This is a genomic window from Streptomyces sp. A18 (assembly GCF_059026065.1).
In genome coordinates this window covers 182,034-204,060 of sequence record NZ_JBWLKL010000002.1, presented here as the reverse complement: position 1 = coordinate 204,060, position 22,027 = coordinate 182,034, and the positions used below count along the sequence as shown (strand labels likewise).

Genomic DNA, 22,027 nt, shown 5'->3' with positions numbered 1-22,027 from the left:
GGTGTGCAACAGATCGAGGATAGTGGGGCGATAGGACATCGGGGCACGGACTGCCTGCTACGGCTCCGTAACGGGTTGTTCCGTATCCCCTCCCAGGATTTTCATGACTCCAGCTCTTTCATGGCTGCGGAGAGCCGCTCCAACACCCGTACGGTCTCGGCGAATTCCTCCTCGCCGAGCGCGTCCGCCAGCCGGGCGGCCACGTCCGCGTGGCCGGGGCTGATCCTCTGGACGGCGGACAGGCCCTCGTCCGTGGGGCGCAGGAGCTTGGCGCGGCGGTGGGCGGGGTTCGGCGCGTACTCGGCGAGGCCGCGCCGCACCAGCAGGTCGGCGATGCGCTGCACGCTCTGCCGGGTGATGCCCATCGCGCGGGCGATCCCGGCGACGGGCAGCGGCTCGCGCAGGACGGCGCCGAGCACCTGCCACCAGGCGGCGGTGAGGCCGCCCGGCTTCGCCAACTCATCCGCCACGGAGAGGAATTGGCCGTTGAGCCGGAAGACGCCGATGGCGGTGCGGGAGAACAGTTCCTGCTGCTCCCGCCTCCCGTGGGGGGCGTCGCCGCTCACGACTCGAGCACCTCGTACGCAGACGCGTCCGAGTCGTGGAACAGCCGGTACCAGGCGTCCAGCTTCTCGCCCTCGAAGGCGCCGAGCCGCCCGAGGATCTCGCGGGCGAAGGCCACGGGCTCGGTCGGCCCCGCAGTGGTCAGGCCGCCGTCGGTGACGGCGTCCACGTCGACGTACCGCTCGCCGCCCTTGTAGCCGGTGGCCGTGAGGTAGAAGGACACCGCGCTGGTGTGGTCGCGCTCGTCGAGCAGCCCTTCGCGGGCGAGCCCGGCGGTGGCGCCGCAGATCGCGGCGACCGGCACGTCCGCGTCGAGGAAGGCGCGGGCCGCGCGGCCGAAGGGGGCGAGGTCGTCGCCCGTGTCCCACAGGTCGGCGCCCGGCAGGATCAGCAGCGCGCTGTCCTCGGGCCGCAGGTCGGCGAGGGTCAGGTCGGGCTGGATGCGGACGCCGCCCACGGTGGTGACGGAGTCGAGTGAGTCCGCTGCGACGGTGCGGATCTCGTAACCGGCGCGGGCGAGGTACGCGGTGGCGTATCCGGGCTCCCAGTCGGCGAGCGTGTCGTAGACGGCGAGGTGCACGGGCTTGCGGGTCATGACTGCCTCCACTGGCTGTGGGCGGGGAGCTGGGTGCCGCTCGGTGCTTATGTATGCATGCTGTCAAAACGACAGCATGCTGTCAATATCTGGCAGTGCTCTGGGGGTGGGCTCCGGGCCCGTTAACTCCCGCAGGGGGCGGCCTTAACCCGCCGTTCCTTAGCGTCCTGGTCATGGACAGTGCAGAGAACCTCGGACAGATGGCCGCCCACCTCGGCCTCGACCTGGTGGCCGTGACCCTCCTGACCTTCGGGGTCTTCTATCCACGGCACCGCAGGCGGGAGTTGGTCCCCGCCTATCTCGCCCTGAACGTCGCGCTCTTCGCGGTCGTCTCCGCCCTCGCGAGCGCCGGCGGCAACGGCGGCCTCGCGCTCGGGTTCGGGCTCTTCGGGGTGCTCTCGATCGTGCGGCTCCGCTCGGACGCCCTGCAGCACCAGGAAGTCGCGTACTACTTCATCACCCTCGTCCTCGGCCTCCTCTGCGGCCTTCCGGGCCTCGACCTGCCGGTCGCCGCCGGGCTCGCGGCCGTGCTGCTCCTGGTGATGTACGGCGCCGACCACCCCCGCCTCTTCGCCGGTGACCGCCGGGCGGTCATCACCCTGGACGCGGTGTACCGCGAGGAGACCGAGCTCCGCGCCGAGCTGGCGCGGCGCCTGGGAGAGCCGCTCGGCTGGACCGTCCAGGAGGTCGACTACGTACGTGACCTGATGGTTCTGGAAGTCCGCTTCCGGCAGCCGGAACCTTCCGGGCGGGCCGGGGAGTTCACACGTACAGCACCACGACGCCGCACGACCCGGTCCCGCACGCCTGCCGTCCCCCACCAGAAGGAGACCGTGTGAACCCCGCCGTACGCGCCATCGGACGGGCCGCGCTCGCCGCGCACCCCATCTCGCTCGACGAGGTCAACGCACGGGCGGAGCTGCTCGCCCGCTACGACAACAGCTACCTCGTACCGGTCGAGATCTTCGACGACCTGGCGGCGCTGCTCACGGACCCGCGCCGTGCGTCGGGCCCCTTCCGGGCGCTGAGCATCGGCGGAAAGCGCTGGTTCAGCTACCACTCGACGTACTACGACACCCCCGAGCTCCTGACCTACCACCACCACCGGCAGGGCAGGCGGCTGCGCTACCGCATCCGGGAGCGGGTCTACCAGGACAGCGGGGAGCGGCAGTTCGAGATCAAGCTGAAGAGCGGCCGCGGCGAAACGGTCAAGCACCGGCAGCGGCTGCGGGGCGACGACCGTGTCCTTGATGCCGAGCGGCAGGGTTTCCTCGCGGGGGTCCTGAGCGGGTCGTACGGGATCGAGGCGCCGGGCGGTCTGACGTCGGCGCTGGTCACGGAGTACCAGCGGGCGACCTTCGTGGCCGACGGTCAGCGGATCACGTGCGATGCCGGTCTTGTGGTGCGGGACGTGGCGACGGGACGTTCGGTGGAGGCGGATTCAGGGCTCGTCCTGGTGGAGACGAAGACGCAGGGGCATCTGACGGAGGCGGACCGTGTCCTTCACCGGTACGGGGTGCGGGCCGCGGAGTTCACGAAGTACTGCGGCGGGTTCGCCGCGCTGCGGCCCGAGTTGGGGATCAATCGCTGGGCTCGGGCGGTGCGGGTCGCGTTTCCGCGGGCCGCGGGGGCCCTGGCGGTGCCTCGGGGAACGTGAGGGTGACCCGGGTGCCGCGGACGGCGTCCGAGGCTATGGCGAAGCTGCCGCCCGCGTCTTCCGCCGTCCGGCGGGCGATGTCCAGGCCGAGGCCTGTGGAGCCGCCGCCGCTGGTGCCGCGTTCCGCCGCGTACGTCGGCGGGAGGCCGGGGCCTTCGTCGGCGACGGTGAGTTCGGCGGTGCCCTCTGGGGTGGTGCGGACGGTGATGCGGAACGGGGTGCCTTGGGGGGTGTGGTCCAGGACGTTGCCGATGAGAGCGTCGATGGCGGCGGCGAGGTCGTCCTCCGGGACCGGGACCGGGTTCGTCCGTGGCTGGGCCGACACCTCCGTCGTGCGCCCCTGATCCTCCGCCAACGGCAGCCAGAACGTCACGCGTTCGCGGGCCACGGCGGCCAGGTCGGCGTACGGGGCGTCCCGGAGCGGGCGGCGGGCCTTGCGGATCACGTCGTCGACACTCCGCTCCAGGGCGGCGACGTCGGCGGCGATGCGGTGGGCCTCCTCCGTGTCGCGGAGGGTCTCGGCGTCCAGGCGGAGGGCGGCGACTGGCGTGCGGAGACGGTGGGCGAGGTCGGCGGCGTTCTCGCGTTCGGCGGTGAGGAGTGCGTCGATGCGGGTGGCCAGGTGGTTCAGCTGCCCTGCGACCAGGCGCAGTTCGGGCGGGCCCTCGGGTGTGGCGCGGGCGGTGAGGTCGCCGGCGGCGAGGCGGTCCGCGGTGCGCGCGAGGCGGCGGGTCGCGCCGACCAGGCGGGCGCCGAGACGGTCGGCGAGGAGCAGCCCGATGAGGACGAGGCCTACTCCGATCCCGGCGAGGACGAGCCAGGAGGTCATGGTCCCGGCATACAACTGGCGTTCGCTGAGGGTGACTTGCACGACGGCAGTGCCACCGGCCGCACCCTGGACGGGCACGAGGACCTGGCGGCCGCCGGTGGAGGGCTCGTAGGTGAAGGCACGGCCGGTGCGGGCAAGGCGGATGGCATCCGTGACGCGGGCCTTGGCGTGGCGCCCGGGGTTCGGCCCGATGACGGTGCCGTCCCCGAGAACGAGCGAAGTGGACGGCAGAGCCGAGGTGTTGACGCTCTCCACGGTCTGCTCGGCGGTTTCGCGTTCGTCCGGGGTGGCGAGGGCGGGCCCGAGCGCGTGCGCCACCCACTGGGCACGGGCGGTGGCTTCGGCGGTGGTGCGGTCGGCGGCGTGGGTGCGGGTGAGAAGGGTGAGGGGGACGAGGAGGGCGGTCAGTACGAGGGCGGTGGTGGCCGCGGTGAGGAGGAGAAGGCTGCGTCGCATCAGCCGGCCCCTGGGCGGTGGCCGGCCCCTGGGCCTTGGGCGGATCCCTCGCCGGGGGCTTGGGCGGGCCTCTCGCCGTGGGCGGGCGCCTCGCCGTGGCGGGGTCCCTCCCCGTGGCCCGGCGCCTCGCCGCCGTCAGGGGAGGTCCCGGTGTCGTGGGTCGACCGGCTGTCGGCGTGGGATGCCTCGCCGTCGTCGTGGGTCGGGCCGGTGTCGGTGTGGGCCCCGCCGTCGTGGGGCGCCGTGCTGTTCTGGGGGCGGCGCCGCGCCGGTATGTCCGTCCGCGCCATCTCGGTCCGAGCGTCGCGTACTTCGGCCGGGGAGTCCTGCTTGCCGTGCTCCGGGCGGACATACCGGCACGTCCCCTCGCGTGCGTCGCGCGGCTGCGGGGGCGTGGGGGCTGGTGCGTCCTCGGGTGCTGTGAGCTTTACGCCCACCGTGCGGACCGTGTGGAGGTAGCGGGGAGCCTGGGCGGTCTCGCCGAGCTTTCTGCGGAGCCAGGAGAGGTGGACGTCGACGGTCTTGTCGGCGCCGCCCAGGGGCTGCTGCCATACCTCGGCGAGGAGTTCGCGGCGGGAGACGACCTGGCCGGGGCGGTTGGCGAGGTAGGTGAGGAGGTCGAACTCGCGGGGGGTGAGGTCGAGGGGCCGGTCGTCGAGGGCGACTTCGCGGGAGGCGGGATCGATGGCCAGACCTCCCACGCGCAGGGGCTCCTCGGCGGCTTCGGTGGCGCCGAGGCGGCGGAGGACGGCCTTGATGCGGGCGTCCAGTTGGGCGGCGCCGAAGGGTTTGACGATGTAGTCGTCGGCTCCGTCCTCGAGGATCGCCACCATCTCCGGTTCGTCGTCGCGCGCGGTCGCGACGATGACGGGTACGTCGCTGACGGCGCGGAGCATACGGAGGATCTGGGCGCCGTCCACGTCCGGGAGCCCCAGATCGAGTACGACGAGGTCGGGGCGGTTGGTGACCGCGGCGTCCAGGCCCGCCATGCCGCTGGGGGCGGTGGCGACGGCGTGCCCTTTGTCGCGCAGGGCCCGCACGAGGGCACCGCGCAGCTGGGGATCGTCCTCCACGACGAGAAGATGGGCCATACATCCACCGTAGTCAGGCGCTTTGGGCAGCCCTTAACCGGGCGTTAGGAAACTGTGCGGCACAGTGGCCGGATGAGGAAGTGGCGGAGCGCGGTCGTGACCGCGGCATGGGTGGGGGTGGGAACGGCTGCGGGGGCGCTGGGCGCCTGGCAGTTGGCCACTTCGGACGGCGGAGGCGCGGCGCACAGCCGTCCTCTGGACGAGGGGGCGGTGGAGAGGGCGCTTGCGGCGACATCGGCGACACCGCAGCGGCCGTCCCCGCCCTCCGCCACACCGAGCAAGCCGGCGGAAACGGCCCGCGACCGTTCGACCCTGCGGTTCACGGGCGGGACGGCGACGGTCGAGTGCCGGGGTGACGGCACGGTGTACCTCGTCTCGTGGAGCCCGGCGGACGGTTTCCACATCGATGAGGACGTGGATCGGGGTCCGGGCGCGGTGGCCCGCCTGGAGGCGGAACCGAGCGACGACGACGAGCAGGAGGATCTGCCGTACGAGATCCGCTGCGGGGAGGGCGGGGAGCCGAGGGCGAGGGTGGTGGCGGACGACTGAGGCATGTCGGCCCGTCCGGCGTTTGAGGACGAACTCGGCGAAGCCGGTGATGAGGGCACGCAAGGCTCCCGCGCCGAGCGGCCCGCGGCGGAGCCGCACATGTCTCAGCCGGGAAGGGGCGGGGTTGGGGAGAAATCAGTCGCCCAGATGCCGAGCACCGACGAACGAGCCCCCACCCCGGCAGGGGGCGCAGAGCCCCGAGCCCCCACCCCGGCAGGGGTACAGAGCCCCCGCCCCCGGGTGCCCCGACACACTGTCCAGTACCCCCCGCCCCCGCGAAACAGACCGCCCATGTCCCATCCGCATCGTGGACATTTACCCTCACCCACATGACCCCTCAGCCGAACCCGAACCCCCAGGTCGGCGCCGCCGTCAAGGCCGCGGACCGCGCACACGTCTTCCACTCCTGGTCCGCACAGGAGCTGATCGACCCCCTCGCCGTAGCCGGCGCCGAGGGCTCGTACTTCTGGGACTACGACGGCAACCGCTACCTCGACTTCACCAGCGGCCTCGTCTACACCAACATCGGGTACCAGCACCCGAAGGTCGTCGCCGCGATCCAGAAGCAGGCCGCGGAGATGACGACCTTCGCGCCCGCCTTCGCCGTGGAAGCCCGCTCCGAGGCCGCACGCCTCATCGCCGAGCGGACGCCCGGCGACCTGGACAAGATCTTCTTCACCAACGGCGGTGCGGAAGCCGTGGAGAACGCGACCCGCATGGCGCGCCTCCACACCGGCCGCCCCAAGGTCCTCTCCGCCTACCGCTCGTACCACGGCGGCACCGCCACCGCGATCAACCTCACCGGCGACCCCCGCCGCTGGGCCTCCGACACGGGCTCGGCGGGCGTCGTCCACTTCTGGGCGCCGTTCCTCTACCGCAGCGCCTTCTACGCCGAGAACGAGCAGCAGGAGTGCGAGCGCGCCCTCGAGCACCTCGAAAAGACCATCGCCTTCGAGGGCCCGCAGACGATCGCGGCGATCATCCTGGAATCCGTCCCCGGAACCGCCGGCATCATGACCCCGCCGCCGGGCTACCTCAAGGGCGTACGCGAGATCTGCGACCGCCTCGGCATCGTCTTCATCCTCGACGAGGTGATGGCCGGCTTCGGGCGCACCGGCAAGTGGTTCGCCGCCGACCACTTCGACGGCGGCATCGTGCCCGATCTCCTCACCTTCGCGAAGGGCGTGAACTCGGGTTACGTCCCGCTCGGCGGTGTCGCGATCTCCTCCGCCATCGCCGAGACGTTCGCCCGCAGGCCCTACCCGGGCGGGCTCACGTACTCCGGCCACCCCCTGGCGTGCGCGGCGGCCGTCGCGACGATCAACGTCATGGAGGAGGAGGGAGTGATCGAGAACGCGGCCCGCGTCGGGTCGGAGATCATCGCCCCCGCCCTCGCGGAGCTCGCCGAGCGGCACCCGAGTGTCGGCGAGGTCCGCGGCCTCGGCATGTTCTGGGCCCTGGAACTGGTCAAGGACAAGGAGACCCGCGAGCCTCTCGTCCCGTACAACGCGTCGGGCGAGGCGAACGCGCCGATGGCGGCGTTCGGCGCCGCCGCGAAGAAGCAGGGCCTGTGGCCCTTCATCAACATGAACCGCACCCATGTGGTGCCGCCGTGCAACATCACGGAGACGGAGGCGAAGGAGGGCCTCGCGGCGCTGGATGCGGCGCTGGCCGTGGCGGACGAACACACCTCCTGACCCCGGAGCCCGGGCCATCTGGACCGCCGCCTCGCGGCGGATCATCTGCCCCCGCCCACCGGTAACCCCGCGGGGCGGGGGGCACCAGCGTCCCCCGCCCCCCACAACAGCCCCCACCCTCAGGAACCCCGACCGCGTAGTCTGACGTGCTCGTAAGCAGGACGAGACCACGACGAGACCACGACGAGGGAACCCAGATGCCCGGCACCGACGGCCCCGCCGTCATCCGCAGCACTCTGCGCCAGCAGATCGCCGACGCGCTGCGCGACGAGATCCTCGGCGGCCGTCTGGAGCCGGGTCAGGAGTTCACGGTCAAGGAGATCGCCGAGCAGTACGGCGTCTCCGCGACCCCGGTCCGCGAGGCCCTGGTCAACCTCGCGGCGCAGGGTCTGCTCGACGCCGACCAGCACCGCGGCTACCGCGTCCACGAGCACACCCTCACCGACTACCGCGGCATGCTGGAGGCCCGCGGCCTCGTCGCCGACGGCATCTTCCGTGACCTCGTGACGAAGGGCACCCCGCTGGGGCCCAAGGGCCAGAAGGAAGCCTCGGCCGCCCTCCTCTCCGTACGCCGCCGTGGCGAGGAAGCCGCACGCGCCGCCTGCGCGGGCGACCTGAACGTCCTCATCGGCTACGACCTCCGCTTCTGGCGCGAGCTCAGCGCCCTCTTCGGCAACCCCTACCTCTCGGACTTCCTGCACCGCATCCGCGTCCAGTCCTGGGTCTGCGCCGTCACCCACCTCCGCCGCGCCGTCGAACGCGGCGACGGCGACCTGCGTGGCACCCTCTGGGCCCGGCACACCGAGCTCGTCGACGCCCTCGCGCACCGCGACCCCAAGGCCGCGCACGCGATCGTCGCCGAGTACAACGCCCACTCACTCGCCCTCATCGAGCGGCTGGCCGCTGTATGAGCGTGGATCTGACCGTCGTCGTCCCCGCCTACAACGAGGAGCGGCGCCTGGCCCCCACGCTCGCCGCGATCCGGGAGTACCTGGAGGCGGACGCGACCACGGGCGACCCCCTCCGCTGGGAGCTGATCGTCGTGGACGACGGCTCCACCGACGGCACCCTCGACATCGCGGCCGACGCCGAGGCCGCCGACGCCCGCGTCCAGCTCGTCCACTCCGACCGCAACCTCGGCAAGGGCCACGCCCTGCGCCTGGGCGTCCTCGCCTCGCGCGGTGACCGCGTACTGATCACCGACGCCGATCTGGCCACCCCCATCGAGGAGCTGGAGTGCCTCGACAAGGCGCTCGCCGACGGCCACGCGGCGGCGATCGGGTCCCGTGCCCGCCCCGGCGCGACGATCGAGAGCCACCAGCACCGCCTGCGCGAACTCCTCGGCCGTACCGGCAATTTCCTCATACGCTCGGTCGCCGTCCCCGGAGTCCGCGATACCCAGTGCGGCTTCAAGCTCTTCGACGGCGACCGGGCCCGCGAGGCCTTCGCCGCGTCGCGCCTGCGCGGCTGGGGGATCGACGTCGAGATACTGCAGTACTTCCGCCGCTCCGGCTGGCCGGTCGCCGAGGTGCCGGTGCGCTGGGCGCACCAGGAGGGCTCGAAGGTCCGCCCCTTCGACTACGTGAAGGTCCTCGCCGAACTGACCTCGCTCAAGGCCCGCTCGGTCCGCCCGATGGATCTGCTCGTCGCGGCGCTGTTCCTGTCCATGGCCGTCACCCTCTACTCGGGCCGCTGGATCGCGCCGGGCGACCGCTATCTCCCGGACTCCCTCCAGGACCAGAACCAGTGGGAGTGGTTCTTCGCGGTGACGGCGGACAACGTCCGCCACCTCCAGAACCCCCTCTTCACGACCCTCCAGAACTTTCCCGACGGCGTGAACCTCATGGCCAACACGGTCATGCTCGGCCTCTCCGTCCCCTTCGCCCCCGTGACCTGGCTCTTCGGCCCTGCGGTCGCCCTGAACGCGGCGATGACGCTCGGTCTGGCCGCGACGGGGGTCGCCTGGTACTGGCTGATCGTCAAGCGGCTCGTACGTCACCGGGGCGCGGCAGCCGTCGGCGCGGCGCTCGCCGCCTTCGCGCCACCGATGATCAGCCACGCCCACGCGCACCCGAACTTCATGGTCCTGTTCATGATCCCGCTGATCATCGACAGGGCCCTGCGCCTGTGCGAGGGCGAGAGCGCGAGAGTCGTACGTGACGGGGTCGTCCTCGGGCTCTTCACGACGTACCAGATCTTCCTCGGCGAGGAGCCGCTGCTGCTCGCGGCCATGGGCATGCTGCTGTTCGCGGTGGCGTACGGCGTGGTGCGCAGGGATGTGGCGAGGGAGGCGCTGCGGCCCTTGGCGCGCGGCCTCGGGGTGGCCGTGGCGGTGACGGTGCCGCTGGTCGCCTTCCCGCTCTACTGGCAGTTCTTCGGCCCGCAGAGCTACACGAGCGTGCTGCACGGGGACAACGCGGGCAACAGCCCGCTCGCGCTCCTCTCCTTCGCGGAACGCTCGCTCGCGGGCAACGAGCAGACCGCGGACGCCCTCTCCCAGAACCCCACCGAGCAGAACGCCTTCTACGGCTGGCCCCTGGTCGCGCTGGCCTTCGCGATCGTCGTACGCCTCTGGGAGCGGGCGGTGGTGAAGGCGCTGGCCTGCACGGTCCTCGCGGCGGCGTTCCTCTCGCTGGGCCCGAAGTTCCGCATCCCGCTGACGGACGTCGTGCTGCCGGGCCCGTGGGCGGTCCTCGCGCACGCGCCCCTCTTCGAGTCGGTCATCGAGTCGCGGGTGGCGATGGTGTGCGCCCCGGCGCTCGGCATGCTGGTGGCGCTCGCGCTGGCCGGCCTCCTCACGTCACGGCGCCGGATGACCGGCGCGCGGTACGCGGGTGTGGCCGCGGTCGTCCTCGCGCTCCTGCCGATCGTGCCGGCGCCGCTGCGGGCGGTGGAGCGGGCGCAGGTGCCCGCGTTCATCGCCGCCGGGACCTGGAAGAAGTACGTGGGCGAGGGCGAGTCCCTCGTACCGGTACCGCTGCCCGACCCGGGCGTCGCGGAGGCGCTGCACTGGCAGACGGCCGCAGGCCTGGGCTTCCGCCTGCCCGGCGGCTACTTCAACGGTCCGTGGGGCCCCGACCGCGTGGGCATCTACGGTGCGTCGCCCCGCAACACGTCGAACCTCCTGCGGGACGTCCGCTCGGCGGGCCGCGCCCCGCAGATCACGGACGCGTGGCGCAAGGCGGCCCGCGAGGACCTGGCGTACTGGAACGCGGGCGTCCTGGTCCTCGCGCCGCAGGAGCACGACGCCGAACTCCGGGTGACGGTGGAGGAACTCCTTGAGCGCCCCGGAAAGTGGGTAGACGGGGTGTGGATCTGGGATCTGCACAAGGGCAGCTAGGGGGCGTCAGCCCGGACTACGCTGCCTGCACGCGAGGAACGTCCGACGTCCGAAAGCCTTCCGGCATGAGCCTGACCTGAGGAGAACCCTTGGCCTGTGACCTGTGGCTGGTCCCGCTCGTCGATGTGCTGTGCCACAGCCCCGACAATCCCTTCGCGGAGGAGATCGCGACGTACGACAAGGCGCTGCACGAGGCCGGCCTGCCGCCCGTTCCCGTCTTCGCCTACATGCCGGGCCTGTCCGGTGACGTGGCCCCGGTCGCGGGCTTCGACTACGACGCGCTGCATTTCCTGCGCCGGGCGTATCTGCTCCAGGTCTGCGGTCTCGAGGTCACGCCGGTGGACGAACTGGGCGGGGACTACGAACAGTTGCTGGAGATGTTCGACACGACGGCGCAGCAGTCGCATCTGGTCTGGCACTACGACCATGCGGGGGCGTACGTCCCTGTCGACTTCCCCGCGCCCCTCTCGAACGACGAGCTCCTGTCGGGCGGCGGCCCGCTGGGCTCGGCCCAGGCGCTCCTGCGGGAATTGGAATTCGTGGCCCCGTCGATCGGCATCGACGCGGCGAATCCTCCGCGCCCGCCGACTCCGCCCGAGGCACCGACGTCCCTGGAGGAACCGGCGGCCCCGGCTCCCCCGGACGACAGCCCCTTCGCGAGGGAACGCCACGTGTGGCTGGGCCTGCACGCGGCAACGACCCGAAGCCTGGCCCAGGGCTCGATGATCATCTACAGCTGACCTTGTCGGAAATCTCGGCCCGGCCGACGTTTGAGGCCATCTTTTGTGGGGTCCAGGGGGCGTAGCCCCATGGTTTCGGGAAGGGGCGGGATTGGGGAAGGCCCCGCAGGGCCTCCGCCCGCCCCCCGGGGCCCCTCACCGAGGCTCCGGCGGCCGCTGCCGGGGCATGTTGGGCCGGGCCCCGGGCGGCAGCGCGGCCCGAACGGGGGGAGCGCCCGCCTCCCCCCGGGAGGCCGGGACCACCGCCTGCATGGCCAGCGGCGCGGGACCGGACCGGAATTCCACCATCCAGTCCGCGGTCTCGGACCGCACAAGCTCCGTCACGTCCTCGGAGAACCGCCGCAGTACCCCCAGACACCGCTCGGCAGCCTCACTCGCGGTCCCCTCAGTGGGCCCGAGAACCTCCCGCACACTCTCCGACGCCCAGTCGAACTGCAGCACCTGAAGCCGCCGCTGCACGGCCTGCGCGGTGGCCACGTCCCGCATCCACCCGGACGTGAGGCCGAAGAACCGGTCGCACCCCACGCACGCGGCCCCCGCGAGCAGCGAGACGAACCCCCACGTCGCGACACCCCCCACCGCCCCCGCCAGGTCGAGCAGCGGAAGCACCCCCGCGCCCACGGCCCCCACCGCCGCCCCCACCCGCGCGAACCGCGCCCCGCGCCGCTTCCAGGCGCGGTCGGACAGATACCACTCCGCGGTGTTGAGGGCGCCCCGCTCCACCCACCGGTACAACTCGTCGAGCCGCTCCGCGGGCTCACCCCAGTCGCCGAGGGGGAACGCCTGCCCCGTCAGATCCCCGGGCCGTGATCCGTGCCCACCACCAGGAACACCGCGCTGAACACCGGAGCCGGCCCCGGAGCCGGCCCCCGAGCCGGCATCTGACCCCGCCCCGGCACCCTGCCCCTCATGGGGCACCCCCTCGGGCTGCATATCCGGCTGGCTCACCCGGCACTCCCTCTACCTCTACGAGATCCCTGACTGTTCCCTGCGGCGGTTCCGTACGGTGCGCGCGCTGTGACAGCTGGTGCTGACGCGACTGGTGTCAGCTCATGCGCAGCCCCAGTCCTACCGCCCAATGGGTGGCCGTGAGCCCGTTTTCTCGGTATTTCCGCCCGGAAGTGGTGCTTGATCAGGTATAGGAGGACGGTTGATCTCACTCGAAAGAGTGCTGGGGCGAGGGCACCCCCGACCACGTAGGCTCATTCCAGGTGGAAAACCCACCGTCTATACCCCCATAGACCGTCCCAGACCATCCGAGACCATCCGAGACAGGAGCTGATCGTGATCCCCGGTGGTGGCCAGCCCAACATGCAGCAGCTGCTCCAGCAGGCCCAGAAGATGCAGCAGGACCTCGCGACCGCGCAGGAGGAGCTCGCGCGCACCGAGGTCGAAGGCCAGGCGGGTGGCGGCCTCGTCAAGGCGACGGTCACCGGCTCCGGCGAGCTGCGCGGCCTCGTGATCGACCCCAAGGCGGTCGACCCGGAGGACACCGAGACCCTCGCGGACCTGGTCGTCGCGGCGGTCCAGGCGGCGAACGAGAACGCGCAGGCGCTCCAGCAGCAGAAGCTGGGCCCGCTCGCGCAGGGCCTGGGCGGCGGAGGCATCCCCGGCCTTCCCTTCTAAGAGGGCCGCAGGCCAACTACCGTACGTACCAGAGCGTGACACTCGGCAGGACCGGAAGAACAAGAACCGGAACGACCGGCTATAGCAGGAAAGGCAACCCGTGTACGAAGGCGTGGTTCAGGACCTCATCGACGAGTTGGGCAGGCTGCCCGGCGTCGGTCCCAAGAGCGCGCAGCGGATCGCCTTCCACATCCTGCAGGCCGAGCCGACGGACGTACGCCGTCTCGCGCACGCCCTCCTGGAGGTGAAGGACAAGGTCCGCTTCTGCGCGACGTGTGGCAACGTCGCGCAGGAAGAGCTCTGCAACATCTGCCGCGACCCGCGCCGCGACCTCAGCGTCATCTGCGTCGTCGAGGAGCCGAAGGACGTCGTGGCGATCGAGCGCACGCGCGAGTTCCGGGGGAAGTACCACGTGTTGGGCGGAGCGATCAGCCCGATCGAGGGGGTCGGCCCGGACGACCTGCGTATACGAGAGCTGCTCGCGCGTCTCGCGGACGGCACGGTCACCGAGCTGATCCTCGCCACGGACCCGAACCTGGAGGGCGAGGCCACGGCGACGTACCTCGCGCGCATGATCAAGCCCATGGGCCTGAAGGTCACCCGCCTGGCCAGCGGGCTCCCTGTCGGGGGAGATCTGGAATACGCGGACGAGGTCACCCTGGGCCGCGCCTTCGAGGGGAGACGACTCCTAGATGTCTAAGAAGCAGCCTGAGAAGTCCACCAAGCCGGAAACGGCACGCGCTCCTGAGCCGGCGCTCGCCTCCGAGCCGATCACCGCCGCCGAGTCGACGGTTCTGCTGCACGCGTCCGCGCAGGACCCTGACTCCTTCGCGGTGCAGATCTCGGACCAGATCGAGAGCTTCATCGTCGCGGTGACGGAGGTCGCGAAGGGCGACGAGCCGGACTCGGCAGTCCCCTTCCTCCTCCTCGAGGTCTCCCAACTCCTCCTCGCGGGTGGCCGCCTGGGCGCGCACGAGGACATCGTCCCCGAGGAGCGCTACGAGCCGGACCTCGGCCCGGAGCGGGACGTGGACGACATCCGCGAGCGCCTCGCCGCCATGCTGGAGCCGATCGACGTCTACTCCGAGGTCTTCGACCCGTACGAGCCGCGCAAGGCCCCGGTGGCCTGCCGCATCTCGGACGACCTGGCAGACGTGCTCGCCGACCTCTCCCACGGCCTGGCCCACTACCGGGCGGGCCGCACCACGGAAGCGCTGTGGTGGTGGCAGTTCTCGTACTTCTCGAACTGGGGCTCCACGGCCTCGGGCGCCCTGCGCGCCCTCCAGTCCCTGGTGGCCCACGTCCGGCTGAACCAGCCCCTTGAGGACCTCAACGGCCTGGACACGGACGAGGACTTGGCCGAGGACGCGCTGGCCGAGGCCGCGGGCAAGGTCATGGCGGAGGAGATCGCGGGGCCGCTGGGCCTGCGGTCGGTGCAGTAGCCGGACCATCCTGACACGGGGTCCGGGCCCCACGGCCCGGACCATCCGGACACCGGTCCGGGCCCCACGGCCCGGACCGATCGGTGAAGCATCAGGCCTTGGCTTCCGCGCCGGGCCGCAGCTTCCGCCACAGCGATCGCGTGGTCGTGGCCCAGGCCCAGGCGCCGACGACCAGGACCGCGACCTTGGTCCAGAACCAGAGGGACGCGGGCTCAGGGGCACTGAGCAAGTCCAGCCCCCACCACAGCAGTCCGCCGGTGAACAGGACCGTGGGCAGCACCTCGGCCCGTGCCGCGCGCCGCGACTTACCCGGGCCTTCGCTGAGCCGCAGCGCGTAGACCTCGACGTCCCCGAACTCGCCCGCGGCGCTTCCGCCCGACGAGGCGAGATGATCCCGCGCTTCGGCCACGCAGCGCGCCGCGTTCCCCGCGGACATCCCATGCCGCCCCCGCAGCAAGGCGGAGAGGCGCTTCAGCCAGGCTTCGTCGTCGCTCCGTATCGCCTCGACCGGCGCCGTCCGACCACGGAACCATCGGCCGACGGGCTCTACGGGCATGCGCAGACCCAGCACTCCCAGCAGTGCGCCGATAACGAACAACGACGGTGCGGGGACGCCCACTTGGGGCCCCCGAGGTATGACGGTGAACCCCACGGCGCACGCCACGACGAGCACCGCGGCGCAGGCCATGGCGACCCGGCCGGCACGGAGCCGTCCCGCCGAACGCAGTTCGGGGATGACGCCGGTCACGAGCACGATGAGCGCGGCGAGCAGCAGCCCGGCCCCGCCCGTGGGCCAACCGACCTGGATCCAGAGTCCGTTGCTGACCCAGAGCACGGCACCGAACAGGGCGGCCTGGCCACCGGCCATCATCAACGAGCTGGTGAACCGGTCACCGGCGGCGAACCCTTCGACGTCGACGGAGCTGCGGTGCGCCTCGTCGATCCGCTCGGCGGCCACGGCATCCGCGTACGCGGAGGGGTCGCCGAGAACCTCCCGGACGGGCAGCCCCGCCTCGGCCGCGGTCGCCCGAGCCTCTGCCAGCACCTGCTCGGCGAGCCCATCCGGCGGGGTGTGCCCCAGCGCCAGCGCGAGCTCGAACTCGGCGGCCCACTGGGCGTCGTCACCGCTGGGCCAGTCAGGCTTCCGCTCCCTGCCGTCCGTACGAATCATCGTGTTCCCCCTGTTCTCGTCCGCTCTCAGAGCTCTCCGTCGGCCTTTCGGTGCTGCCGCCGGCCAGGGCGGTCACCACGCCGTCGAAGTCCCGCCAGGCGCCGTACTCGACGGTCAGCCGCGCGCGCCCCGCTTCGGTGAGGCTGTAGTACTTCCGGCCGGGTCCGCCCTCGCCCGCGCTCCAGCGGATGTCGACGGCGCCTTCCTCCTCCAGCCTGGTCAGGGCCGGATAGAGCGTGGCCGCCTTGGCATTGGCCAGACCGGCGGCGCTCAACTCCTGGAGCAGTGCGTACCCATAGCTCTCGCCCCGCTCCAACATTCCGAGCAGGCACAGCGGCAATGCCGCACGCAGCCACGCGGAGCTGAACTCCGGCATGTGACCCACCTCCCCGACTAGTCGTGATTCCAGAATAGTCGGACTCTCGGACATCCGCCAGACCCGATCGACCAGAGCCATCGCCGGACCCGCCGCCGGGCCTGCCCCGGATCCACCACTGGACCCGCTGCCGGACCCGCCGCCGAACCCACCGCCGGATCCTGTGACCCGCCCCACTTTCCGGAGTGCCCCACGCCCCAGCGGGCATGTGCCAAGCCGAGCGGTCGAAACGTACGTCCCGAGCAGCGGGAGCGTATGCCGGTGGATGATCACGTAGTGGGCGGGACATCTCACGATGTGATATCTGCGAGGCGAATTTCGGCCGCTCGTTAGACTGAGCCGACCGCAGCAGTGCGGTAAGAGACGGACTGAGCGAGGAGCGCACGTGAGCCTTGTCGTGCAGAAGTACGGAGGCTCCTCCGTAGCCGATGCCGAGGGCATCAAGCGGGTCGCCAAGAGGATTGTCGACGCCAAGAAGAACGGCCATCAGGTCGTTGTCGTGGTGTCCGCCATGGGTGACACGACGGATGAGTTGATCGATCTTGCCGGGCAGGTATCCCCGATTCCTGCCGGGCGCGAATTCGACATGCTGCTGACCGCCGGGGAGCGGATCTCCATGGCGCTGCTTGCCATGGCGATCAAAAACCTGGGTCACGCGGCCCAGTCGTTCACGGGCAGCCAGGCCGGTGTCATCACCGACTCCGTCCACAACAAAGCGCGGATCATCGATGTCACTCCCGGCCGTATCCGGGCCTCGATCGACGAGGGCAACATCGCCATCGTCGCCGGGTTCCAGGGCGTCAGCCAGGAGGGCAAGAACATCACCACGCTCGGTCGTGGTGGGTCCGACACGACCGCTGTCGCCCTCGCGGCCGCGCTCGACGCCGAGGTCTGCGAGATCTACACGGACGTGGACGGCGTTTTCACCGCCGACCCCCGTGTGGTGAAGAAGGCGCAGAAGATCGACTGGATCTCGTTCGAGGACATGCTGGAGCTCGCGAGCTCCGGGTCCAAGGTGCTGCTCCACCGCTGTGTGGAGTACGCGCGCCGTTACAACATCCCGATCCACGTGCGCTCGTCCTTCAGTGGGCTGCAGGGCACGTGGGTCAGCAACGAACCGCAAGGGGACCGCAAGGTGGAGCAGGCCATCATCTCCGGTGTCGCGCACGACACCTCGGAGGCCAAGATCACGGTCGTCGGTGTGCCGGACAAGCCGGGCGAGGCCGCCTCGATCTTCCGCGCCATCGCGGACTCCGGGGTCAACATCGACATGATCGTCCAGAACGTCTCGGCCGCTTCGACCGGGCTCACGGACATCTCGTTCACGCTGCCCAAGGCCGAGGGCCGCAAGGCGATCGACGCGCTCGAGAAGACCCGCTCGGCCATCGGCTTCGACTCCCTGCGCTACGACGACCAGATCGCCAAGATCTCGCTGGTCGGCGCGGGCATGAAGACGAACCCCGGCGTCACTGCGGCCTTCTTCGAGGCGCTCAGCGACGCGGGCGTGAACATCGAGCTGATCTCGACCTCCGAGATCCGCATCTCGGTCGTGACCCGCGCCGATGACGCGAACGAGTCCGTGCGCGCCGTGCACACCGCGTTCGGCCTCGACTCCGACACGGACGAGGCAGTGGTCTACGGAGGCACCGGGCGATGACGCCGCACTACGGAGGCACCGGGCGATGACCGGAAAGCCGACACTCGCGGTCGTCGGAGCGACCGGGGCCGTCGGCGCGGTCATGCTCCAGATCCTGTCGCAGCACGCCGACATCTGGGGCGAGATCCGACTCGTCGCCTCACCGCGCTCGGCCGGCCGAAAGGTGGCCGTGCGCGGTGAGGAGGTCGAGGTCCTCGCGCTGAGCGAGGACGTCTTCGACGGCGTCGACGTGGCCATGTTCGACGTGCCCGACGAGGTCAGCGCGCAGTGGGCTCCCGTCGCCACGTCCAAGGGCGTCGTCGTCGTGGACAACTCCGCCGCTTTCCGGATGGACCCGGACGTGCCGCTGGTCGTCCCCGAGGTCAATCCGCATGCCGCGCGCGTACGCCCGCGCGGCATCGTCGCCAATCCCAATTGCACGACCCTGTCCATGATCGTGGCCATCGGCGCGCTGCACGCCGAGTTCGGTCTGCGCGAGCTGATCGTCTCCTCGTACCAGGCCGTGAGCGGGGCCGGGCGGGACGGCGTGGACACCCTGCGCCGGCAGATGCAGCTGGTGGCGGGCTCGGATCTCGGCACGAGCCCCGGCGACGTACGACGTGCCGTCGGCGACGACACGGGGCCCTTCCCGGAGCCGGTGGCGCTGAACGTGGTGCCGTGGGCCGGGACGCTGCGGGACGACGGGTGGTCGTCCGAGGAGATGAAGGTGCGGGACGAGTCCCGCAAGATCCTCGGCCTGCCCGATCTGAAGGTCGCCGCCACGTGCGTACGCGTGCCGGTCGTGACCACGCACTCGCTGACTGTCCACGCACGCTTCGAGGACGAGGTCACGGTGGATCGCGCGCGCGAGATCCTGGCCACCGCACCGGGCGTCGTGCTCTTCGACAATCCGGCAGCCGGTGAGTTCCCGACGCCCGCCGACGTGGTGGGGACCGACCCCACGTGGGTGGGCCGGGTGCGCCGCGCGCTGGACGACCCGACGGCCCTGGAGCTCTTCGTGTGCGGGGACAACCTGCGCAAGGGAGCCGCGCTGAACACGGCCCAGATCGCCGAGCTGGTGGCGGGGGAGTTCACGTCCTGATGGGGCAGACCGGCCCAGACCGGGCGTGACTGATCCCCGGCGCGGTGATCTTTGTGGGATCTGTGTAAGTTCTGTGTCCAACTTGGTGGCCAGGATCGCTTGATCTGGACCATTGCCGCGTTCGAAGATTCGCATTATTCGTCCCCGTCCACTGCAACCGGCAGCAGGGCGGGGCGCGTCTTTGCGATCGCCCTCCCAGGGGCATGACCTGAGCGCTGCGAAAATTGGGCATAGGGGAAGAGCTGGTACGCATGGGGGCATTTGATGCATCGTCACCGACGGCGACGATGCCTGCCGCAAACGCGCCGCGCGATGCGTACAACCCTCCAGGGGGTAAGCGTGTCCAACAGGCGTGGCAGAGGTACTCGATTTCACAGCGGTTCAGGCGAGGGGCGCGGCTCTTCGTCCGCCTCGCCGTCCCCGTGCGCCCGCCGGCATGCCGGTGATCGCCCCCATGCCCACCACGAGATCGGCCCGCATCCCGACGCAGCGCGAGGGCGCTGAGGAGGCGATGAGCGCGGGCACCACCGTCGACCACCTGACCGAGACCTACCGCGCCCACTACAGGTCGCTCCTCGGGCTTGCGGCGCTGCTTCTCGACGACACGGCCTCCTGTGAGGACGTCGTGCAGGAGGCGTTCATCCGGGTGCACTCGGCGCGCAAACGCGTGCGGGACCCGGAGAAGACGCTCGCCTATCTGCGGCAGACCGTCGTGAACCTCTCGCGGTCGGCGCTGCGGCGCCGGATCCTGGGCCTGAAGCTCCTCTCGAAGCCGATGCCGGACATGGCGAGCGCGGAGGAGGGTGCGTACGACATCCTTGAGCGGGACGAGCTGATCAAGGCGATGCGCGGCCTCCAGCGCCGTCAGCGCGAGGTCCTGGTCCTGCGGTACTTCGCGGACATGACCGAGGCGCAGGTCGCGGAGACGCTCGGCATATCGCTCGGGTCGGTGAAGGCGTACGGCTCGCGCGGGATTGCGGCTCTGCGGGTCGCCATGGAGGCACCGGCATGAGCAAGCATGAGTACGGGCGTGAGCGTGACGAGAACGCCGAGAACGCCGAGAGCGTCGAGAACGCCGAGAGTGCCGAGAGCGCCAAGAGCGTCGAGTTTGAGCAGCATGCTGGGGACGGAACTGTGAAACACGGCCAGGGTGACGAGCCCACCGCGTCCGAGCGTGCGGGCGGCGAGCGTCAGGACAGCGAGCGTGCGGGCAGCGAGCGTGCGGGCGGCGCCGCGCCGAGTTTCGCGTTCGGCGGCGATGGCGGCTCCGACGAGCTGGCGCTGCGGCGGATGATGCGTTCGGCCGTCCAGGAGATCGAGCCGGGGGACCGCGCCCTGGAGCGTCTGCGCCATGCGGTGCCCGCGCGGCGGGCGCGCAAGCGTCAGGCCGTGGTCGGCATGGCAGCCGCCGCCCTCTTCATCGGCACCGCGATCCCCGCCCTCGTACACGTGACGAACTCGAGCGGCGGCTCGGACGACCGCCCGTCGATCGCGGGCAACAGCGAGCAGACGCAGGGCGGTTCGAGCGAGGGCAAGGGGCCTGACGGCGGGGAGAAGGGCGAGGGCAGCGACTCGGGCCCCTCCAAGTCCAAGGACAAGAAAGACAAGAAGGACAAGAAGGACGGCAAGGGGAAGGGTGAGTCGAGCGGCGGCGCGACCGGTGGTCCCGACCCGGCGGGCACAGAATCCGCCGACTCGCCTGCCTGCACGGTGGACCAGCTCGGCGAAGCCACGGGTAGCGCGGGTGTCGCGGAGGCGGACGGCAAGGTCTACGGAAGCTTCCGCATCGCCAACGTCTCCACGAGCAGCTGCACGGTCAGCGCTCCCGGGAACGTGAGCACGGCGACCACGGGAGCGGCCGATCCCGCGAAGATCGTCATCAGCGATCACGTGGCGGGCGACCCTGCGACCGGTCTGCCGGACCCGGCACAGGCGGTCGGCTCGTTGACCCTCCAGCCGGGAGCCGCGTACGAGGTGAAGTTCGCCTGGGTGCCCTCCGAGGCGTGTCCGGCGGACGGCGGCGGCGATCCTTCGCCCGACCCGAGCCCGACAGAGGGCAGCGGCGGTGGCGGGGACAGTGGTACGCCGGGCGGCACGGAGCCGCAGATGGTGCGCGAGGACGGCGTCCTGGACGGCGGAGTGACGGTGTCCCTGACGGCGTCCTTGGGTTCCCCCGCTGCGGGCACGACGATCAACAACGCGTGTGCGGGGACGGTCTACCGGACGGGGATGCTGTCGGCGTCGTAGACGACGCGGAGAGACGCGGATTCGCGAGCAGTCGAAAGCCGGTCGGGCTCAAGCCTGACCGGCTTTTCGACGTCCACAGGTCTTCAGGGCCCCCGAGGGGGAGGGGGGAAGGCTAAGCCTCCGGCAGCAGTCCCAGCTCGGCGTCCCGCGCGAACTCCCGCTCCCGCCGGAACAGCCGGAACCACATGAAGACGACGAACCCCGCGAAGACGAACCACTCGCCGGTGTAGCCGAGGTTCTGGAAGGCCTTGAGGTCGAGTCCGGAGTTGTCCGGCGCCGCGGCAGGCACGGCCTTCATCCCGGAGTCGCCCTTCGCCAGGGTGACCCACGCGTCGTACACGTCGTCCGGCACGACGTTCACCAGGGAGGCCGCGCTGATGGCGCCCAGCTGCCCGTCCGGCAGCCCTCCGGCCGAGCTGACCCCGTTCGAGCCGGGGCTCTCGGAGGCCTGGAGCGCGCCGGTCACGGTGACCTCGCCGGAAGGTGCGGCGGGGGCCTTCGCCGCCGCGTCCGCGTCCCCGGGGAGCCAGCCCCGCACGACGGGCAGGTCCTTGCCGCTGTCGGTGCGCAGCAGCGTCAGGACGTAGAAACCGGACTTGTCGTCCAACTCGCGGTCGGGCACGAGGAGTTGCTTGCCGTATCGCCCGGTCGCCGTCACCTGTTCCCCGGACGTCTCCTGGTCCACGGGGAGGAGCGAGTCCAGCGGCCGGGGCTTCGCCTCCGACGTGGACGGCGACGCCTGCCGGTCCGCTTGCTCCTGCGCGGCGTCATGCGCCTCGACGCGGTCCTCGAACCGACCCAGCTGCCATGACCCCATGAAGACGCAGAAGGGGATGGCCAGCAGTACGAAGACGTTGATCCCCCACCAGCGGGGCGTCAGCAGGAACCGGTACACACCCCCACGGTACG

At 71.0% G+C, this 22,027-nt stretch carries 21 protein-coding genes and 1 pseudogene; 14 read left to right on the top strand and 8 right to left on the bottom strand.

Features of this window, described 5'->3' with window-relative positions; genetic code table 11:
• Window positions 1-101: 101 nt before the first annotated feature.
• Both AC5P1C_RS03675 and AC5P1C_RS03670 read right to left on the bottom strand, forming a co-directional pair.
• A complete protein-coding gene (locus AC5P1C_RS03675; RefSeq protein WP_493864188.1) occupies window positions 102-566 on the bottom strand; it encodes a MarR family winged helix-turn-helix transcriptional regulator in 465 nt (154 codons plus the stop codon).
• Window positions 563-1,159 (bottom strand): DJ-1/PfpI family protein, encoded by a 597-nt coding sequence (locus AC5P1C_RS03670; RefSeq protein WP_493864187.1) that lies wholly within the window; start codon window positions 1,157-1,159, stop codon window positions 563-565. Before AC5P1C_RS03670 ends, AC5P1C_RS03675 begins: the two co-directional genes overlap by 4 nt.
• Window positions 1,160-1,332: 173 nt before the next feature.
• Between AC5P1C_RS03670 and AC5P1C_RS03665 the strand changes: the two genes are divergently transcribed.
• Both AC5P1C_RS03665 and AC5P1C_RS03660 read left to right on the top strand, forming a co-directional pair.
• Window positions 1,333-1,998, top strand: a complete 666-nt coding sequence (locus tag AC5P1C_RS03665) for a DUF4956 domain-containing protein (RefSeq protein ID WP_493864186.1) — start codon at window positions 1,333-1,335, stop codon at window positions 1,996-1,998.
• On the top strand, window positions 1,995-2,816 hold the full coding sequence (locus tag AC5P1C_RS03660; protein ID WP_493864185.1) for a VTC domain-containing protein: 822 nt from the start codon (window positions 1,995-1,997) through the stop codon (window positions 2,814-2,816). Before AC5P1C_RS03665 ends, AC5P1C_RS03660 begins: the two co-directional genes overlap by 4 nt.
• Here the strand turns inward: AC5P1C_RS03660 and AC5P1C_RS03655 are convergent.
• Together AC5P1C_RS03655 and AC5P1C_RS03650 are read right to left on the bottom strand one after the other, a co-directional pair.
• Window positions 2,740-4,101 (bottom strand): sensor histidine kinase, encoded by a 1,362-nt coding sequence (locus AC5P1C_RS03655; RefSeq protein ID WP_493864184.1) that lies wholly within the window; start codon window positions 4,099-4,101, stop codon window positions 2,740-2,742. The genes AC5P1C_RS03660 and AC5P1C_RS03655 overlap by 77 nt on opposite strands.
• Window positions 4,102-4,499: 398 nt before the next feature.
• Window positions 4,500-5,192 (bottom strand): annotated as a pseudogene (locus AC5P1C_RS03650) (response regulator transcription factor); the annotation flags it as partial.
• 72 nt (window positions 5,193-5,264) lie between these two features.
• Here AC5P1C_RS03650 and AC5P1C_RS03645 point away from each other — a divergent pair.
• From AC5P1C_RS03645 to AC5P1C_RS03625, 5 genes are all read left to right on the top strand, one after another.
• Complete coding sequence (locus tag AC5P1C_RS03645; RefSeq protein WP_493864183.1) at window positions 5,265-5,741, top strand: hypothetical protein; 477 nt, start codon at window positions 5,265-5,267, stop codon at window positions 5,739-5,741.
• A 329-nt stretch (window positions 5,742-6,070) separates the two neighbouring features.
• Window positions 6,071-7,438: an aspartate aminotransferase family protein gene (locus AC5P1C_RS03640; RefSeq protein ID WP_493864182.1), complete on the top strand. Its 1,368-nt coding sequence runs from the start codon at window positions 6,071-6,073 to the stop codon at window positions 7,436-7,438.
• Window positions 7,439-7,635: 197 nt separating this feature from the next.
• Window positions 7,636-8,349, top strand: a complete 714-nt coding sequence (locus tag AC5P1C_RS03635) for a GntR family transcriptional regulator (RefSeq protein WP_493864181.1) — start codon at window positions 7,636-7,638, stop codon at window positions 8,347-8,349.
• A complete protein-coding gene (locus AC5P1C_RS03630; protein ID WP_493864180.1) occupies window positions 8,346-10,778 on the top strand; it encodes a dolichyl-phosphate beta-glucosyltransferase in 2,433 nt (810 codons plus the stop codon). The genes AC5P1C_RS03635 and AC5P1C_RS03630 overlap by 4 nt, the downstream gene beginning before the upstream one ends.
• Window positions 10,779-10,867: 89 nt before the next feature.
• Window positions 10,868-11,518: a putative DNA-mimic protein gene (locus AC5P1C_RS03625; RefSeq protein WP_493864179.1), complete on the top strand. Its 651-nt coding sequence runs from the start codon at window positions 10,868-10,870 to the stop codon at window positions 11,516-11,518.
• Between the two features lie 135 nt (window positions 11,519-11,653).
• On the opposite strand, the gene AC5P1C_RS03620 is transcribed toward AC5P1C_RS03625, so the two are convergent.
• Window positions 11,654-12,466, bottom strand: coding sequence for an SLATT domain-containing protein (locus AC5P1C_RS03620; protein WP_493864178.1), 813 nt, complete (start codon window positions 12,464-12,466; stop codon window positions 11,654-11,656).
• A gap of 336 nt (window positions 12,467-12,802) precedes the next feature.
• Here AC5P1C_RS03620 and AC5P1C_RS03615 point away from each other — a divergent pair, with 336 nt between their 5' ends.
• From AC5P1C_RS03615 to AC5P1C_RS03605, 3 genes are all read left to right on the top strand, one after another.
• Complete coding sequence (locus AC5P1C_RS03615) at window positions 12,803-13,144, top strand: YbaB/EbfC family nucleoid-associated protein (RefSeq protein ID WP_160506267.1); 342 nt, start codon at window positions 12,803-12,805, stop codon at window positions 13,142-13,144.
• A 100-nt stretch (window positions 13,145-13,244) separates the two neighbouring features.
• Window positions 13,245-13,844, top strand: a complete 600-nt coding sequence (gene recR, locus AC5P1C_RS03610) for a recombination mediator RecR (protein ID WP_030781910.1) — start codon at window positions 13,245-13,247, stop codon at window positions 13,842-13,844.
• Complete coding sequence (locus AC5P1C_RS03605; protein WP_493864177.1) at window positions 13,837-14,586, top strand: DUF5063 domain-containing protein; 750 nt, start codon at window positions 13,837-13,839, stop codon at window positions 14,584-14,586. Before recR ends, AC5P1C_RS03605 begins: the two co-directional genes overlap by 8 nt.
• A 91-nt stretch (window positions 14,587-14,677) precedes the next feature.
• Here the strand turns inward: AC5P1C_RS03605 and AC5P1C_RS03600 are convergent, their stop codons facing one another.
• On the bottom strand, window positions 14,678-15,757 hold the full coding sequence (locus AC5P1C_RS03600) for a hypothetical protein (protein ID WP_493864176.1): 1,080 nt from the start codon (window positions 15,755-15,757) through the stop codon (window positions 14,678-14,680).
• The gene (locus AC5P1C_RS03595) at window positions 15,723-16,133 is read right to left on the bottom strand and encodes a PadR family transcriptional regulator (RefSeq protein WP_493864175.1); all 411 of its coding nucleotides are present in this window, start codon (window positions 16,131-16,133) and stop codon (window positions 15,723-15,725) included. Before AC5P1C_RS03595 ends, AC5P1C_RS03600 begins: the two co-directional genes overlap by 35 nt.
• 385 nt (window positions 16,134-16,518) lie before the next feature.
• Between AC5P1C_RS03595 and AC5P1C_RS03590 the strand changes: the two genes are divergently transcribed.
• The 4 genes from AC5P1C_RS03590 (at window position 16,519) to AC5P1C_RS03575 (ending at window position 21,118) form a co-directional block, all read left to right on the top strand.
• A complete protein-coding gene (locus AC5P1C_RS03590; RefSeq protein WP_249588720.1) occupies window positions 16,519-17,790 on the top strand; it encodes an aspartate kinase in 1,272 nt (423 codons plus the stop codon).
• 25 nt (window positions 17,791-17,815) lie between these two features.
• Window positions 17,816-18,871: an aspartate-semialdehyde dehydrogenase gene (locus tag AC5P1C_RS03585; protein ID WP_493864174.1), complete on the top strand. Its 1,056-nt coding sequence runs from the start codon at window positions 17,816-17,818 to the stop codon at window positions 18,869-18,871.
• A 352-nt stretch (window positions 18,872-19,223) separates the two neighbouring features.
• Entirely contained in the window at window positions 19,224-19,883 is a 660-nt protein-coding gene (locus tag AC5P1C_RS03580) for a SigE family RNA polymerase sigma factor (protein WP_493864173.1), read from the top strand.
• Window positions 19,880-21,118 (top strand): hypothetical protein, encoded by a 1,239-nt coding sequence (locus AC5P1C_RS03575; RefSeq protein WP_493864172.1) that lies wholly within the window; start codon window positions 19,880-19,882, stop codon window positions 21,116-21,118. Before AC5P1C_RS03580 ends, AC5P1C_RS03575 begins: the two co-directional genes overlap by 4 nt.
• A 112-nt stretch (window positions 21,119-21,230) precedes the next feature.
• Here the strand turns inward: AC5P1C_RS03575 and AC5P1C_RS03570 are convergent, their stop codons facing one another.
• Complete coding sequence (locus tag AC5P1C_RS03570; protein ID WP_493864171.1) at window positions 21,231-22,013, bottom strand: SURF1 family protein; 783 nt, start codon at window positions 22,011-22,013, stop codon at window positions 21,231-21,233.
• Window positions 22,014-22,027 lie beyond the last annotated feature (14 nt).

Excerpts from the sequence above, each read along its gene's own strand:
- AC5P1C_RS03670 (WP_493864187.1), bottom strand. The coding sequence starts at position 1,159 with ATGACCCGCAAGCCCGTGCACCTCGCCGTCTACGACACGCTCGCCGAC.
- AC5P1C_RS03665 (WP_493864186.1), top strand. The coding sequence starts at position 1,333 with ATGGACAGTGCAGAGAACCTCGGACAGATGGCCGCCCACCTCGGCCTC.
- AC5P1C_RS03655 (WP_493864184.1), bottom strand. The coding sequence starts at position 4,101 with ATGCGACGCAGCCTTCTCCTCCTCACCGCGGCCACCACCGCCCTCGTA.
- AC5P1C_RS03645 (WP_493864183.1), top strand. The coding sequence starts at position 5,265 with ATGAGGAAGTGGCGGAGCGCGGTCGTGACCGCGGCATGGGTGGGGGTG.
- AC5P1C_RS03640 (WP_493864182.1), top strand. The coding sequence starts at position 6,071 with ATGACCCCTCAGCCGAACCCGAACCCCCAGGTCGGCGCCGCCGTCAAG.
- AC5P1C_RS03635 (WP_493864181.1), top strand. The coding sequence starts at position 7,636 with ATGCCCGGCACCGACGGCCCCGCCGTCATCCGCAGCACTCTGCGCCAG.
- AC5P1C_RS03630 (WP_493864180.1), top strand. The coding sequence starts at position 8,346 with ATGAGCGTGGATCTGACCGTCGTCGTCCCCGCCTACAACGAGGAGCGG.
- AC5P1C_RS03605 (WP_493864177.1), top strand. The coding sequence starts at position 13,837 with ATGTCTAAGAAGCAGCCTGAGAAGTCCACCAAGCCGGAAACGGCACGC.
- AC5P1C_RS03600 (WP_493864176.1), bottom strand. The coding sequence starts at position 15,757 with ATGATTCGTACGGACGGCAGGGAGCGGAAGCCTGACTGGCCCAGCGGT.
- AC5P1C_RS03595 (WP_493864175.1), bottom strand. The coding sequence starts at position 16,133 with ATGCCGGAGTTCAGCTCCGCGTGGCTGCGTGCGGCATTGCCGCTGTGC.
- AC5P1C_RS03585 (WP_493864174.1), top strand. The coding sequence starts at position 17,816 with ATGACCGGAAAGCCGACACTCGCGGTCGTCGGAGCGACCGGGGCCGTC.
- AC5P1C_RS03575 (WP_493864172.1), top strand. The coding sequence starts at position 19,880 with ATGAGCAAGCATGAGTACGGGCGTGAGCGTGACGAGAACGCCGAGAAC.